The sequence below is a fragment of the Amycolatopsis decaplanina DSM 44594 genome, from assembly GCF_000342005.1.
Lineage (GTDB): Bacteria > Actinomycetota > Actinomycetes > Mycobacteriales > Pseudonocardiaceae > Amycolatopsis > Amycolatopsis decaplanina.
The window spans coordinates 221,718-233,801 of the sequence record NZ_AOHO01000045.1 but is presented as its reverse complement, the minus strand read 5'-3'; the positions used below and the strand labels follow the sequence as shown (position 1 = coordinate 233,801).

The following is a 12,084-nucleotide window of genomic DNA, read 5'->3' as shown; positions in this document are numbered from 1 at the left end:
TTCAGCGGCCTCAGAGTGAGGAAGAACCACATCGAGTTCTGCCACGCAGGCCCCCAGAATGACTGTGGTATCGAGATCACGACCGCCATGGTGTACGACGCGAACAGCCCGACGCTGGGATCGACACCGGCGATGACGGAGCAGGAGATCGCCGCCGGGATCAGCGCGAGGACGATCACCAGGTCGGCGAGGATCTCTGTGCAGCCGACCTTGGGCGACGACCACGAAGGACCTGAAACACGCAGACGCAACGTCTTCTGAGACAAGACTCGACACAGACAGACGACCTCACATGGGCAACCCTGCCAGCCGATCCAGCCTTGATCACTTCCATCGGCGAACCGCTTCGCAGCAAAGCTGCGCAGGTGGGAACGAATGTGCATCCTGCGAGTGCCCCCGGTGAGATTCGAACTCACACTGGACGGGTTTTGAATCCGTTGCCTCTGCCAGTTGGGCTACGGGGGCGGTGCCTGGAGAACTTTACGGGATCGCGGGAGCGCGCCTTCCGCCGGGCCCGGGAGTGTGACGACCGTCTGACGTGGTGAACGCCATCTAGCCGACTGGATCGTTCCCGGTAGGCTTCAGGTTCGCGGACAGCCCGCGAGCCGAACTGCCCGACGACCTTCAGGAGGACCCCGGTGACCGAGCAGGCTGCCGAGGCCAATGGTGCCGTCGCCGCACCCCAGCGGCGGGTGCTCGTGGCCGAAGACGAGGCCCTCATCCGTTTGGACCTCGTCGAGATGCTCCGCGAAGAGGGCTACGAGGTGGTCGGCGAGGCCGGTGATGGCGAGCAGGCCATCAACCTGGCCACCGAGTTGAAGCCTGACCTGGTGATTCTCGACGTCAAGATGCCGAAGCTCGACGGTATCGAGGCCGCCTCCAAGATCACTGGCGACCGGATCGCGCCGGTCGTCATCCTGACCGCGTTCAGTCAGCGCGACCTCGTCGAGCGGGCCAGGGACGCGGGCACGATGGCGTACCTGGTCAAGCCGTTCGCCAAGCGCGACCTGGTGCCCGCCATCGAGCTGGCCGTGAGCCGGTTCGCCGAACTCCAGGCCCTCGAGTCCGAGGTCGCGGGCCTCACGGACCGGCTCGAGACGCGTAAGGTCATCGACCGCGCCAAGGGGCTGCTGATGAGCCGTCAGGGGCTCACCGAGCCGGACGCGTTCCGGTGGATACAGCGCACCGCGATGGACCGCCGGACCACGATGAAGGCGGTCGCCGAGGCCGTCGTCGAGAGCATCGGCTGACCAAAGCCCCGTCGAGGCGACCTCCGTCGCAGGAGGTGGCCTTTTCCGGCTCAGAGGCCGCTTGCCTCCCGCATCACCCAGTGGACGTCGGTGTTCTCGACCGTGCCGCCCAGCCGGGTGGAGCCGGGTCCTTCGGCGGTGACCGGGGTGTCGGCGCCGGTGTGGTCGTGTGTCGTCCAGTCCACAGTGAACTGGAGCTTCGAGCCCGGTACATCGAAGGGACCGTCCTGGTCAGGGCCGGTGTCGGAGGCGTCGTGGTTCTCGATGCTCAACCCGCCGGTCTCGTGGTCGCCGCCGATGATCACCAGCGTGCCGGGGTGAGTGCGGACGAACCGCATGACCTCGGCGACGGTGGCGTCGAGAGCGCGGCCCGCGTCGATCACGCCGTGCGCGTTGTTCTCGTGCGACATCCCGTCGGTTCCTTCCTCCTCCAGGAAGAGGAAGAAGCCGCGCGGGTTCTTCGACAGTGTGTCCAGCGCTTTGCGCGCCATCTGCTGGAGCGGCACCCGCGGCGCGTACTTCCCGACGCCGTCCGGGCCGTAGTCGACCATGTCCTCGTTCGCGAACAGGCCGAGGATCCGGTTCGCCCGCGTGTTCCGCAGTTCGTCGCCGTCGCGTACGTAGGTGTAGCCCGTTCGTTGCGCGCGTTCGACCAGGTTGCCGTAGGGGCTGCGGCTCTCCTCCCCCGGTTTGTCCGGCCAGAGCCCGGGGTTCCCCTTCGGGTACCACCAGTCCTCACCACCGCCGAGCAGGACGTCGGGACGGCTGTTCTCGATGTACTGCTTCGCGATGTCGCTTTGCGAGTCCCGGCTGGGCACGTGCGCCGCGAAGGCCGCCGGCGACGCGCCTGTCACCTGCGCGGTGGTGACCAGGCCGGTCGACTTCCCCGCCCGTTTCGCCCGTTCGAGGATCGTCTCCAGCGGACGCCCGTGGGCGTCCATCCCGACGGCGCCGTTGCGCGTCTTGTGCCCGGTCGCGAGGGCGGTGGCCGCCGCGGCCGAATCGGTGACGATCTCGTCGGGGTCGTCCGACGACGTCCGCACGAGACCGGTGGCCGCGAGCCCGTCCATCGCGAGCCTGCCGTTCTTGCCCTTGAGTGCCAGCCGGAGCAGGTCCCGCTGGCCGAGACCGAGGCCGTCACCCTGGATGTAGATGATGTTGCGCGCCGCCCGCGCCCCGGAATCCGCCATCGTCGGGTCCGCGACGGCGGCCGAGCCACCGCACAGGACCACCAGAACCGTCGTCGCCGCCAGACCACGTCCGCGCACATCGCCTCCCATTAGTTAGGAACCTTTCCTAACAGAGAAGTCGCGTGAAGACCAGGGGCCACTGCCCCGAACGGGTCGCCGCCACCTCGTGTCCCGATTCGTCCACTTTGGTCACCGGGGCCCGGCTTCCTTGCGACGTCGTACATCCGGCGACCAGCGCGACCGACAGGCTGAAAGTCCGCGCCTTCATCGGCCACGAAAGATCAGACCGAAAGACATACCCACGAACGATGAGACCCAGACCACACGATCGGGTCGTGACGATCTCCGCGCGGCTGGGTCTATGGAGTGTGGAAGTGAAGAACTTCCGCCGCAGGCAACGGAATCCGAACCGAGGAGATCGCGATGACGAACACCGCCACCACCGCCAAGCCGAACTCGAACTCCACCGCCCCCGCCGAGAACAGCGCACTCGTGTCGACCCAGGGCGTCACCACGATCGCCGACACCGTCGTGCAGAAGGTCGCGGGCCTCGCGACCCGTGAGATCACCGGCGTCCACGCGCTGGGCGGCGGCGCCGTGCGGGCGTTCAACGCGCTCCGCGAGCGCATCCCGGGCGCCACCGCGTCCGCCGGGCAGGGTGTCTCGGTCGAGGTCGGCGAGCGCCAGGCCGCGGTCGACCTGCAGATCGTCGTCGAATACGGCGTCGCGATCGCGGATCTCGCGAAGTCCGTGCGCCGCAACGTGATCGGCGCTGTCGAGCAGATGACCGGACTCGAGGTCGTCGAGGTCAACATCAACGTTTCCGACGTCCACATCCCGGGCGACGACGACGCCGGCGAGAGCACCGAATCCACCCGCGTCCAGTGACCACCGGCGCCGGTCCGCGCCCTACAGCAAGGAGAACGTTCATGAACGCCACCCATCTCGGCCTGTTGACCGGTCTCGTGCTCGGCGTGGCCGGCGCGTTCGGCGGCTTCGGCGCCTTCCTCGTCGTGCTCGTGCTGGCCGTCCTCGGCCTGCTGGTCGGCCGGTTCCTCGACGGCAAGCTCGACCTTTCGGCCCTGGCCGGCCGCGACAGGGGCTGATCGCCATGACGACCATGACCGCCGCCGCGCCCGGAACGGACGGGCGCGGCGGGCTGACCGTGGCCGGCGGCGCCGTCGAGCGGATCGCCACGCAGGCGATCACCGAACTCGACGGCGTCGGCGGCGCCGCCTCCCGGGTACTCGGGATCGCGGTCGGCGGTGAAGACCTCGATCAGGGCGCCAAGGTGAGCGCGCACGTCACCGGTTCGACGGCCACTTTGGACGTCCGGCTCTCGGTGAAGTATCCGCTTTCGGTCCGCGCCACCACCGAGACCGCGCGAGAGCATCTGATCCGCCGCGTCGGCGAACTCTCGGGCCTGACCGTCGCGCGGGTCGACATCACCGTCACGGCCCTGCATTCCGCGGAGACCGAAACGAGGAGGGTCCGATGAAACGGCGCCCCCGCCGCAGCGTTCCGGCCGTGCTCGTCGCCCTCGTGGTGCTCGCCGGGTGTGTCCTGGCCGCCGCCGTCGCGGTCCAGACGATCATCGGCGAGAAGCCCTGGATCAGCTACGACACCATCGCGTCCGCGCTGCACGACACCCGATGGAGTGATCCGCTCCCGGCGATCGCCGGCGGTGGGGTCGCGTTGCTCGGCCTGCTGCTCCTCCTGAGCGCGATCGTCCCGGGAAGGCCGACCGTGCTGCCGCTCGAAGGGGGTCCTGACTCCGGCGCGTCCCGGCGCAGCTACCGCTCGACGCTGCGTACCGCCGCGTCCACTGTGGACGGTGTCTCGGCGGCGAAACTGAAGGTGAAGCGGCGCAGGATCGTCTCGGTGGTGACCACCGGGCGGACGAACACCGCCGGACTCGCCGACGCGGTCCGCTCCGCCATCGAGCACCGCCTCGCCCAGATCGGTCCCGCCACCGTCCCGGCCGTGCGGGTCCGGGTCAAGGCCACCAGGAGCGCGTCATGACCGACCTCAACCGTCCCGCCCGGCTGAACCGCACCCTGCTGGTGCTGACCGGGCTCGTGCTGCTCGCCGGTGGCGTGTTCGCCGTCGGCACCCATTTCGGCAAGATCCCGCCGCTCGACCCCGGCGCCACACTCGTACCCGGCACGGCCATGCCACCCGGATGGGTCTGGTACGTCGTCGCCGGGGGCGCGCTGGTCGTCGGACTGCTGGCGCTGCGCTGGCTCATCGCGCAGCCCGTCCGCAAACCCAAGTCCCGCACCTGGCGCTTCGAGCAGGAAACAGGCCAGACCGCGCTGGCCCCGAGCACCGCGGTGGAACCGTTCACGGCGGAGATCGCGACCTATCCCGGCGTCCACGCCGCGCACGCCACGCTCGGCGGCTCCCAGGACGCGCCGGTGCTGGCCGTGGTTCTGAGCGCCGAACAGGACGGCGATCTGGCCGCCATCCGCGAGCGGATCACCGAGGAAGGCCTGCCGAGACTGCGTCAGGCGCTGGATCTCGGCGAGCTTCCGATGACCATCGAGTTCCGCTTCTCCGCCAAGACCGGTCCGCGCATTCACTGACACCCGTCCGCGCTCCCCTCGGCTCCGAACACCTCGTGAGAGGTGTGTCGGCGAGGGGAGCTGGGCGCGATGAGCGGTGGTCAGGCGGAGCTGGAAGCGGAACTCGACCGACTGTGCCGCCGGGTCGCCGGCGCCGCGGAGGTCACCGTCGACCTGCGGAACCGCCCCGACTTACGCCGTGTCCGGTCCGTGGTCGCCGACCAACTCGGCTTCGGCCGGAGCCAGGACGAACCGCTCGGTGCCCTGCTGCTGGTGGTCGACGAGCTGGTGAGCAACGCGTACCGGCACGCGGACGGGCCGGGTGAACTGCGCGTCGTCCGGCACGTCCGCGGTTTCATGGTCGAGGTCTTCGACGACGACCCGGATCTGGAAGGGTTGCGTTCCGCACCCGCTTCCGCGCGTTACGGGCTCCGCCTGATCGGCCAGCTCACCCTCGACTGGGGTTTCCGGACCGAGCGGACCGGGAAGACGGTGTGGGCGTTGGTTCCCGCCCAGCCGCCCTACGACCGTTGAGGAGCACTCGCATGTCCACCGTGACCCGAGCCGCCGACACCGTGCTCGACCGGACCCTGCTCGGGTACAGCAGCATCGGGCACTTCCTGCGCCGGCGGTGGTGGTCCGACGATCCCGTGCCGGACGCGCTGGCGGGCAAGGTCGCCGTGGTCACCGGCGCGAAGGCGGGTCTGGGCAAGGCGACGGCCATCGGGCTGGCGAAGCTGGGCGCGACCGTCCGCATCGCGATCCGCGGCGACGGCGACGCGGCCCGCGCCGAGATCGAGCGCGCCGTCCCCGGCTCGCGGATCGTCGTCGACCAGTGCGACGTCAGCCTGACCTCATCCGTGCGTGACTACGCCAAAGACCTCGACGGCAAGGTCGACATCCTCGTGCACAACGCCGGCGTCATGCCCGCGGAACGCACGGAAACGGCCGAGGGCAACGAAGTCATGCTGGCCACCCACGTGCTCGGGCCGCATCTGCTCACCGCGTCGCTACGGCCGAAACTCGCCGACGGCGCGAGGGTGATCTGGGTCAGCTCCGGTGGCATGTACGGCCAGCCTCTGCGTACAGACGACCTTCAGTACCGCGAAGGCGGCTACAAACCCGCCGCCGGATACGCGCGCACCAAACGGATGCAGGTGGTGCTCGCCGAACTCTGGGCGGACGAGCTGGACGGCTCCGGGATCACCGTGCACAGCGCCCATCCCGGCTGGGCCGACACACCCGGTGTCGCGACCTCCCTTCCGACGTTCCAGAAGCTGACGCGGCCGATCCTGCGGAACCCCGAGCAAGGCGCGGACACCTTCGTCTGGCTCGCCGCGGCCGAGGAACCGGCCCGGTACAACGGGATGTTCTGGCACGACCGCGTCCAGCGCCCGACGCACTACCTCGGCAAGACCCGGGAAACCGCCGCGCAGCGCCGGGAACTCTGGCAGGCCTGCGAGCGGCTGACCGGTCTCTAGACGAGGTTCACCATGACGACCGCCGGAACGGTCGGGGCAGGCGAGCCTCCGGCGGGTTCCGCGGTGATGCCGACCCGGTCGATCCCGCCCGGCAGATCCACGAGGACCGGGCGGGTCCGGTGCGGACCGTCGTGCGCGAGCAGGCCCGCCGAATGCACGCCGCTCGCCCCGATGAGCCAGACCTGATACGCCTTGCCGGGCGCCAACGGAGGGAGGTCGCCCGCCAGCACGACGATCTTGCCCTGGCTGCGCGAGGTCACGACCGTGGTCGTCCCGCGTTCGGCGCCCTTGACCGTCGAGGCGTCGGGCGCGGTGAGCACCGCGTTCACCGAGGCGAGCTGCTGTTGCGCGGGATCGTTTCCCGGATCGGTGGTCGTGGTGACCAGACCGAACACCAGCGCGCCGACGGCGGCCGCCGCGGCACCCCACAGGGCTGCCCGAACGGGCGGCCTTTTCGCGGGCTGAGCTCGCCGTACGGCGGCGACCAGCGGAGGCCACTGACGGGTGTGGGCGACCTGCGTGAGCGTCGCTTCCCGCAGCCTCGGCGGCGGTGCGGTGGAGAGCGCCGCCCCCAGCCGCGCCGCGGTCTCCCGCAGTTCCCGGACCTCCTGCCGGCACGCGGGACAACCCCGCAGGTGCCGTTTGAACGCCGCGGCCTCTTCGGCGGGGACGCCGTCCACGGCGTAAGCCCCGGTCAATGTGTGCAGTTCCGCTGTCATTGCCCCACCCCCAAGCAGTCACGCAACCGGATCAGGCCGTCGCGGATGCGGGTCTTCACCGTGCCGGGCGCGGTGTCGAGCACTTCCGCGACCTCCGGGTAGGTGTATCCGTTGTAATAGGCCAGCACCACCGATTCCCGTTGCAGGTCGGTCAGCGCGGACAGGCACTGGCGCACCCGTTGCTGCTCCAGGTTGCTGATCGTCGACTCGGCGACCTCGTCGAACGGACGCCGGAAATCGAGCCTGCCCGCGCGGTCGTCCCGGTCGAGCGCGGCCTGATGCGAACGCACCCTGTCCACCGCCCGCCGGTGCGCGATGGTGAGCACCCAGGCCAGCGTGCTCCCCTTGCCCGGTTTGAACCGCGCCGCCGTCCGCCACACCTCCACCAGGACCTCTTGGGTGACTTCCTCGGCGAACGTGCCGTTGCGGACGACCCTGTTCACCACTCCCCACACCGGTCCCGCCACGACGTCGTACAGGTCTGCGAACGCCTGTTCGTCGCCGGCCGCGACCCGTTGCATCAAGCTCGCCTCGGCGGGCTCCGTTCCGGTGCCATCGCTTCCGCGCGGACTCGTCCGAACACCCTCGACCATCAAGCTGCCTCCACCTCACCCGACGCCCGGCTACGCGGTTTCCATGGCGTCCGGGAATGATTCGGCGCCGTGGGCCTCGCGGACTGGTCGGGTGGGTGGGAACACTCGAACGGGCTCACCCCTGTTCTTCGAGCACCTTGTCCATTGTGGACCGTAGATGCCGGAGAAAGGCTTCGAACCGTTCGATCTCCTCCGCGGGATACTCCGCCACCAGTGCCGCGAGCCCGGCGCTGAACGGCCCGAAGAACTCCCGCGCGGGTCCCTGGATGTCCGGGCCGCTGCGCAGGGTCACCACCCGCCGGTCGGCGTTCTCCCTGGTCCGCACCACGTAGCCGAGGTTCTCCAGGCGGTTCAGCAGGTTCGTGGTCGCGCCGGAGGTCAGCGCGATGCGTTCGCCGAGCCGGGCCGGGGACAACGGCGAGCCGGTGTCTTCGGCGTAGAGGATCTCCACCAGCGCCGCGGCGTCGGTGGCGTGCAGGCCGAGCCAGTCCGCGAACCGCCGGGTGAACTCGGTGTAGTTCGCCCCGAAGCTCCGGAGGCCGTCCAGCAGCGACGCGCTCCGTGCCGCGACATCGTCCTCCATCACCCCTCCTCGGATCCGTGCTTTGACAAACCTACCGGCCGCGAATATACCTTCATAGTGAAGCTACTTTCCCATGAAGGAGTTCTCGTGCTTCCCGATCCGTTCGCCGCGACGACCCGCGGTATCACCGAACCCGACCCTGTCCGTCCCGCGCTGCGAGCCGCCGGTCCCCTCGTCGAAGTGGCCGCCCCTGCGGGCGGAAGCGCGTGGATCGTCACCGAGGAGAAGCTGGCCCGCGAGGTCCTGTCGGACCCGCGCTTCGCCAAGGATCCCGCGCTGGCCCCCGAAGACTGGACCGGGCTCGAACAGACCGCCGCCGAACAGCCTTCCCTCACCACGCTGGACGGCCCCGGCCACACACGATTGCGGCGAGCACACGCACCGCTTCTGAGCGCCAAACGGATCCAGGCGCAATCAGACCGGATCCACCGGATCGCGCGTGCACTGCTGACGGATCTCGGCGGCGGAACCGTCGACCTCATGGACGGGTTCTCCACCCGTTTCCCGCTGACGGTGCTGCTCGACCTGCTCGGCATCCCGCTCCACCTGCTCGACGCCGCCGTGGACGCCTGCCGCCGCATGTCCGACCCCGAGCCGGGCGCCCAGGGCAAGGCCATCGCCGCGATCGCGGACCTCGCCGCCGCGGGACTGACACCGAACCGGAAGGGGCTCGCGACGGAATTGCGCGACAGTCTCCCGCCCGAGACGTCCGAAAAGGACCTGCGGTATCACCTGTTCGCGTTGATCTTCGCCGGGCAGCTGACCACCGACGCCTCGATCGGCTTCCTGATCTCGCGGCTCCTGAACGGGGACAAGACAGCCGAGAACGACCTCGTCCGTGAAACCCTCCGGGTACACCCGCCCGCACCGTTCACGCTCTGGCGGTTCACGACCTCGGAGATCGACCTCGCCGGGATCCGGCTCCCCGCCGGGGCCCCGGTGCTCGTCGACATCCAGGGCATCAACACGGACCCGGCCAGGAAACCGGGTCCGGACCTGACTTTCGGCGCGGGACCGCACTTCTGCGTCGGCGCCCAGCTCGCGCAGCTCGAACTGCGGGCGGTGGCGACGGTTCTGCGCACGGACTTCCCCGAAGCCCGGCTCGCCGTGCCCTACACCGGACTCCGGCAAACGTTCCTCGGCGGCATCCAGGGGACGCGGCTCACGAACCTGCCGGTGCTGTTGCACGGCTGACCAGCGCGGTCGAAAGAGGGCCGGGGCGCGGAACTCCGCCACCCCGGCCCGGAAGGACCGCTACTTCTTGAAGGTGTCGCGGATCTTGTCCGCCGCGTCGCCGACGGCGTCCTTCACGTTTTCGACCGCACCCTTGAGACCGGCCTTCGCCTGGTCCGCCTGACCTTCCGCGCGCAGTTCCTCGTTGCCGGTGACGTCGCCGGCGGCCTCCTTGGCCTTACCGCCGAACTCCTCGGCCTTGTTGCTGATCTTGTCGCCCAACGACATCGGGTCCTCCTCCGTCCGTGGCGCCCGGATCGTGCGCCGTACGAAGGAAGGACAGCGATGATCCGGATTCGTCATGCGCACGGACGGGTGATCGTCCTCACCGAAGCAGAGACGCCACGGCGGCGGCGAACGCTTCGGGCGCCTCCTGGGGAACGTTGTGGCCCACCCCCGGCAGGACACGGTGCTCGTACGGCCCGGTGAAGTACTCGCGGTCGCCCTCCGCACCGGGACCGCCGACGCCGTCGTCCCCGCTTTCCAGCACGACCGCCGGCACCGTGATGGCCGGTTCCTTCGCGATCAGGTCTTCGAGCGCCTGATACCGCGGGTCGCCTTCAGCCAGGCCGAACCGGTGCCGGTAGGAGTGGATGACGACGTCGACGAAGTCCGGGTTGTGCAGGCTGGGGGCGCTGGCCGGGAACGCCGCGTCGGCGCCGGTCCAGGTCGGCGACCAGGTGCGCCACAACAGGGCGCACAGCTCGTCGCGGTTCTCCGTCAGCCCGCGGCGGCCGCGTTCGGAATGGAAGTAGTACTGATACCAGTAAGTGCGTTCCCATTCCGGTGGTGCGGGTTCTCCGGCGCGAGCGAGGTTCTGGACGTTGTAGCCGTCCACCGAGACCAGTCCGCGGACGCGCTCGGGCCGGAGCGCGGCCGCGATGCACGCCGCGCGGCCGCCCCAGTCGTAACCGGCGACGACGGCGTTTTCCAGCCCCAGCGCGTCCATGAACTCGAGCAGGTCCTGCGCGAGCGCGGCCTGCTGTCCGGAGCGGGGCGTGGCGTCGTCGAGGAACCGCGTCCCACCGAACCCGCGGAGATACGGGACGTACACCGAGGCACCGCCCGCGGCGACGACCGGGGCGACCTCGCCGTAGGCCCGCACGTCGTACGGGAAGCCGTGGAGCAGGACCACCGGAGGGCCGCCCGCCTCACCGGCGTGTTCGTACTCGATCTCCAGAACCGGTGTGGTGACGCGCTTCGTGCCCATCAGCCGGACCAGCCGCTCAACCGCGTCAAAAGCCGTTCCAGGACTTCGGGATCGGCGCCGACGGGCTCACCGGAGACGGGTTCGTCCACGAGGGTGCGCCGGTCGCCCCGCCTCGGCAGCCGGACCTGTCCGGCCGACAGGCCACCGGGCAGCGGAAGCTCGCACCAGGTGGTCACGCCGCCGGTCTCGCCCGGCGCCACCCCGGTCCGCTCGCCCGGAGCGGGTGTGGGCGCGGGAAGTCCTTCCAGGTCGTGGTCGACCTCGATGACCAGAACGTCCGAGCGCAACCGCAGTCTCAACGTCAGGAACGGCGGCTCCTTCGGATCGGCCACGTCGACGAGCGCTCCCACCAATCTGGCCGCGGCGGTTTTCGCCTGATCGAGCAACGGCCGCAAGGACCAATCCGACAAGATGAGACGGACGAAGAGCTCGGAGCACAACACGGCATTCGGTTGTGCCACCAGCCGGAGGTCGTCCACCTGGGAAGTGCGCGCGCTCAAACCAAGGCCCTCCTCGTCGACGTGCGAGCGTGCATCATGCCACTCCATCCGGTGAAGCCGTCAGCCGCCTCACACAATTCTTTGGTCCAGTGGAGTCGCATCGGTTTGGCCCTGTTCATGGGACCAAAGAGCGCGCACAGTGATCTCGTGAGTATCGCCTTCCTGATCACCACGCTGATCGTGGTGGCCACACCCGGCACCGGCGTCGTCTATACGCTTTCCGCCGGTCTGTCCCGAGGCAGACGCGCGAGCGTCATCGCCGCCACCGCCTGCACCCTCGGCATCATCCCGCACATGGTCGCCGCGATCACCGGCCTCGCGGCACTGCTGCACGCGAGCGCGGTGGCGTTCGAGATCATCAAATACCTCGGCGTGGCCTACCTGCTCTACATGGCGTGGGCGACGCTGAAGGACCGGGAAGCCATCGTCGTGGAGGGCGATCCCGAACCCGCGTCGACACTGCGGACGATCACCTCCGGCGTGCTGATCAACGTCCTGAACCCGAAGCTGACGCTGTTCTTCTTCGCGTTCCTGCCCCAGTTCGTCCCGGCGGGCGAGCCCGGTTCGATCCCTCGGATGCTGCTGCTGAGCGGGGTGTTCATGCTGGCGACCTTCGTGGTGTTCAGCGTGTACGGCGTCCTCGCCGCCGGCGTGCGGCACCACGTCCTCACCCGGCCGCGCGTGCTCGCCTGGCTTCGGCGGATCTTCGCCGGTTCCTTCGCCGCGCTCGGCGCCAAACTCGCGTTCACCACCCAGTAGAC

17 protein-coding genes, 1 tRNA gene and 1 pseudogene are annotated in these 12,084 nt (G+C 69.4%); 10 read left to right on the top strand and 9 right to left on the bottom strand.

The features are described 5' to 3' along the window. Nucleotides 1–68 precede the first annotated feature (68 nt). Nucleotides 69–251, bottom strand: a pseudogene (locus H074_RS10810) (SulP family inorganic anion transporter); the annotation flags it as partial. A gap of 140 nt (nt 252–391) precedes the next feature. Further along, nucleotides 392–465, bottom strand: a tRNA-Leu gene (locus tag H074_RS10805). A 173-nt stretch (nt 466–638) separates the two neighbouring features. On the opposite strand from H074_RS10805, the gene H074_RS10800 reads away from it, so the two are divergent. Then, nucleotides 639–1,250 carry an ANTAR domain-containing response regulator gene (locus H074_RS10800; protein ID WP_005157321.1) on the top strand — a complete coding sequence of 204 codons (612 nt, stop codon included), beginning with the start codon at nt 639–641 and terminating at the stop codon, nt 1,248–1,250. A 50-nt stretch (nt 1,251–1,300) separates the two neighbouring features. Here H074_RS10800 and H074_RS10795 read toward each other — a convergent pair whose 3' ends face one another. Beyond that, nucleotides 1,301–2,518, bottom strand: coding sequence for an alkaline phosphatase (locus H074_RS10795; protein WP_039922141.1), 1,218 nt, complete (start codon nt 2,516–2,518; stop codon nt 1,301–1,303). Between the two features lie 345 nt (nt 2,519–2,863). Here H074_RS10795 and H074_RS10790 point away from each other — a divergent pair, with 345 nt between their 5' ends. The 7 genes from H074_RS10790 (at nt 2,864) to H074_RS10760 (ending at nt 6,485) form a co-directional block, all read left to right on the top strand. After that, nucleotides 2,864–3,328, top strand: coding sequence for an Asp23/Gls24 family envelope stress response protein (locus tag H074_RS10790; RefSeq protein ID WP_007030059.1), 465 nt, complete (start codon nt 2,864–2,866; stop codon nt 3,326–3,328). 41 nt (nt 3,329–3,369) lie between these two features. Further along, a complete protein-coding gene (locus H074_RS40955) occupies nt 3,370–3,546 on the top strand; it encodes a hypothetical protein (RefSeq protein WP_005154991.1) in 177 nt (58 codons plus the stop codon). Nucleotides 3,547–3,551: 5 nt separating this feature from the next. Next, entirely contained in the window at nt 3,552–3,938 is a 387-nt protein-coding gene (locus H074_RS10780; RefSeq protein WP_007030058.1) for an Asp23/Gls24 family envelope stress response protein, read from the top strand. Next, on the top strand, nt 3,935–4,462 hold the full coding sequence (locus tag H074_RS10775) for a DUF6286 domain-containing protein (protein WP_007030057.1): 528 nt from the start codon (nt 3,935–3,937) through the stop codon (nt 4,460–4,462). The genes H074_RS10780 and H074_RS10775 overlap by 4 nt, the downstream gene beginning before the upstream one ends. Beyond that, nucleotides 4,459–5,025 (top strand): alkaline shock response membrane anchor protein AmaP, encoded by a 567-nt coding sequence (locus tag H074_RS10770; protein WP_007030056.1) that lies wholly within the window; start codon nt 4,459–4,461, stop codon nt 5,023–5,025. The genes H074_RS10775 and H074_RS10770 overlap by 4 nt, the downstream gene beginning before the upstream one ends. A 69-nt stretch (nt 5,026–5,094) precedes the next feature. Beyond that, a complete protein-coding gene (locus tag H074_RS10765) occupies nt 5,095–5,538 on the top strand; it encodes an ATP-binding protein (protein WP_007030055.1) in 444 nt (147 codons plus the stop codon). An 11-nt stretch (nt 5,539–5,549) separates the two neighbouring features. Beyond that, the gene (locus H074_RS10760) at nt 5,550–6,485 is read left to right on the top strand and encodes an SDR family NAD(P)-dependent oxidoreductase (protein WP_007030054.1); all 936 of its coding nucleotides are present in this window, start codon (nt 5,550–5,552) and stop codon (nt 6,483–6,485) included. Here the strand turns inward: H074_RS10760 and H074_RS10755 are convergent. The 3 genes from H074_RS10755 to H074_RS10745 all read right to left on the bottom strand — a co-directional run bounded on the left by H074_RS10755 (nt 6,482) and on the right by H074_RS10745 (nt 8,380). Then, the gene (locus tag H074_RS10755; RefSeq protein WP_007030053.1) at nt 6,482–7,204 is read right to left on the bottom strand and encodes an anti-sigma factor; all 723 of its coding nucleotides are present in this window, start codon (nt 7,202–7,204) and stop codon (nt 6,482–6,484) included. The genes H074_RS10760 and H074_RS10755 overlap by 4 nt on opposite strands. Further along, the gene (gene sigK / locus H074_RS10750; protein ID WP_007030052.1) at nt 7,201–7,797 is read right to left on the bottom strand and encodes an ECF RNA polymerase sigma factor SigK; all 597 of its coding nucleotides are present in this window, start codon (nt 7,795–7,797) and stop codon (nt 7,201–7,203) included. Before sigK ends, H074_RS10755 begins: the two co-directional genes overlap by 4 nt. A 115-nt stretch (nt 7,798–7,912) precedes the next feature. After that, nucleotides 7,913–8,380 carry a MarR family winged helix-turn-helix transcriptional regulator gene (locus H074_RS10745; RefSeq protein WP_007030051.1) on the bottom strand — a complete coding sequence of 156 codons (468 nt, stop codon included), beginning with the start codon at nt 8,378–8,380 and terminating at the stop codon, nt 7,913–7,915. Between the two features lie 87 nt (nt 8,381–8,467). Here H074_RS10745 and H074_RS10740 point away from each other — a divergent pair, with 87 nt between their 5' ends. Beyond that, complete coding sequence (locus H074_RS10740) at nt 8,468–9,574, top strand: cytochrome P450 (protein ID WP_007030050.1); 1,107 nt, start codon at nt 8,468–8,470, stop codon at nt 9,572–9,574. A gap of 60 nt (nt 9,575–9,634) precedes the next feature. Here H074_RS10740 and H074_RS10735 read toward each other — a convergent pair whose 3' ends face one another. The 3 genes from H074_RS10735 to H074_RS10725 form a co-directional block, all read right to left on the bottom strand. Continuing rightward, nucleotides 9,635–9,841 carry a CsbD family protein gene (locus tag H074_RS10735; RefSeq protein ID WP_007030049.1) on the bottom strand — a complete coding sequence of 69 codons (207 nt, stop codon included), beginning with the start codon at nt 9,839–9,841 and terminating at the stop codon, nt 9,635–9,637. Between the two features lie 97 nt (nt 9,842–9,938). After that, complete coding sequence (locus H074_RS10730; protein ID WP_007030048.1) at nt 9,939–10,823, bottom strand: alpha/beta fold hydrolase; 885 nt, start codon at nt 10,821–10,823, stop codon at nt 9,939–9,941. Then, nucleotides 10,823–11,323: a hypothetical protein gene (locus H074_RS10725; RefSeq protein ID WP_007030047.1), complete on the bottom strand. Its 501-nt coding sequence runs from the start codon at nt 11,321–11,323 to the stop codon at nt 10,823–10,825. Before H074_RS10725 ends, H074_RS10730 begins: the two co-directional genes overlap by 1 nt. A 147-nt stretch (nt 11,324–11,470) precedes the next feature. On the opposite strand from H074_RS10725, the gene H074_RS10720 reads away from it, so the two are divergent. Next, the gene (locus tag H074_RS10720; RefSeq protein ID WP_039922052.1) at nt 11,471–12,082 is read left to right on the top strand and encodes a LysE family translocator; all 612 of its coding nucleotides are present in this window, start codon (nt 11,471–11,473) and stop codon (nt 12,080–12,082) included. The last annotated feature ends 2 nt before the right edge of the window (nt 12,083–12,084 follow it).

Bases quoted from the DNA above. Each gene is read 5' to 3' on its own strand.
- H074_RS10790 (WP_007030059.1), top strand. From the start codon at position 2,864: ATGACGAACACCGCCACCACCGCCAAGCCGAACTCGAACTCCACCGCC.
- H074_RS40955 (WP_005154991.1), top strand. From the start codon at position 3,370: ATGAACGCCACCCATCTCGGCCTGTTGACCGGTCTCGTGCTCGGCGTG.
- H074_RS10780 (WP_007030058.1), top strand. From the start codon at position 3,552: ATGACGACCATGACCGCCGCCGCGCCCGGAACGGACGGGCGCGGCGGG.
- H074_RS10775 (WP_007030057.1), top strand. From the start codon at position 3,935: ATGAAACGGCGCCCCCGCCGCAGCGTTCCGGCCGTGCTCGTCGCCCTC.
- H074_RS10770 (WP_007030056.1), top strand. From the start codon at position 4,459: ATGACCGACCTCAACCGTCCCGCCCGGCTGAACCGCACCCTGCTGGTG.
- H074_RS10765 (WP_007030055.1), top strand. From the start codon at position 5,095: ATGAGCGGTGGTCAGGCGGAGCTGGAAGCGGAACTCGACCGACTGTGC.
- H074_RS10760 (WP_007030054.1), top strand. From the start codon at position 5,550: ATGTCCACCGTGACCCGAGCCGCCGACACCGTGCTCGACCGGACCCTG.
- H074_RS10755 (WP_007030053.1), bottom strand. From the start codon at position 7,204: ATGACAGCGGAACTGCACACATTGACCGGGGCTTACGCCGTGGACGGC.
- sigK (WP_007030052.1), bottom strand. From the start codon at position 7,797: ATGGTCGAGGGTGTTCGGACGAGTCCGCGCGGAAGCGATGGCACCGGA.
- H074_RS10745 (WP_007030051.1), bottom strand. From the start codon at position 8,380: ATGGAGGACGATGTCGCGGCACGGAGCGCGTCGCTGCTGGACGGCCTC.
- H074_RS10735 (WP_007030049.1), bottom strand. From the start codon at position 9,841: ATGTCGTTGGGCGACAAGATCAGCAACAAGGCCGAGGAGTTCGGCGGT.
- H074_RS10730 (WP_007030048.1), bottom strand. From the start codon at position 10,823: ATGGGCACGAAGCGCGTCACCACACCGGTTCTGGAGATCGAGTACGAA.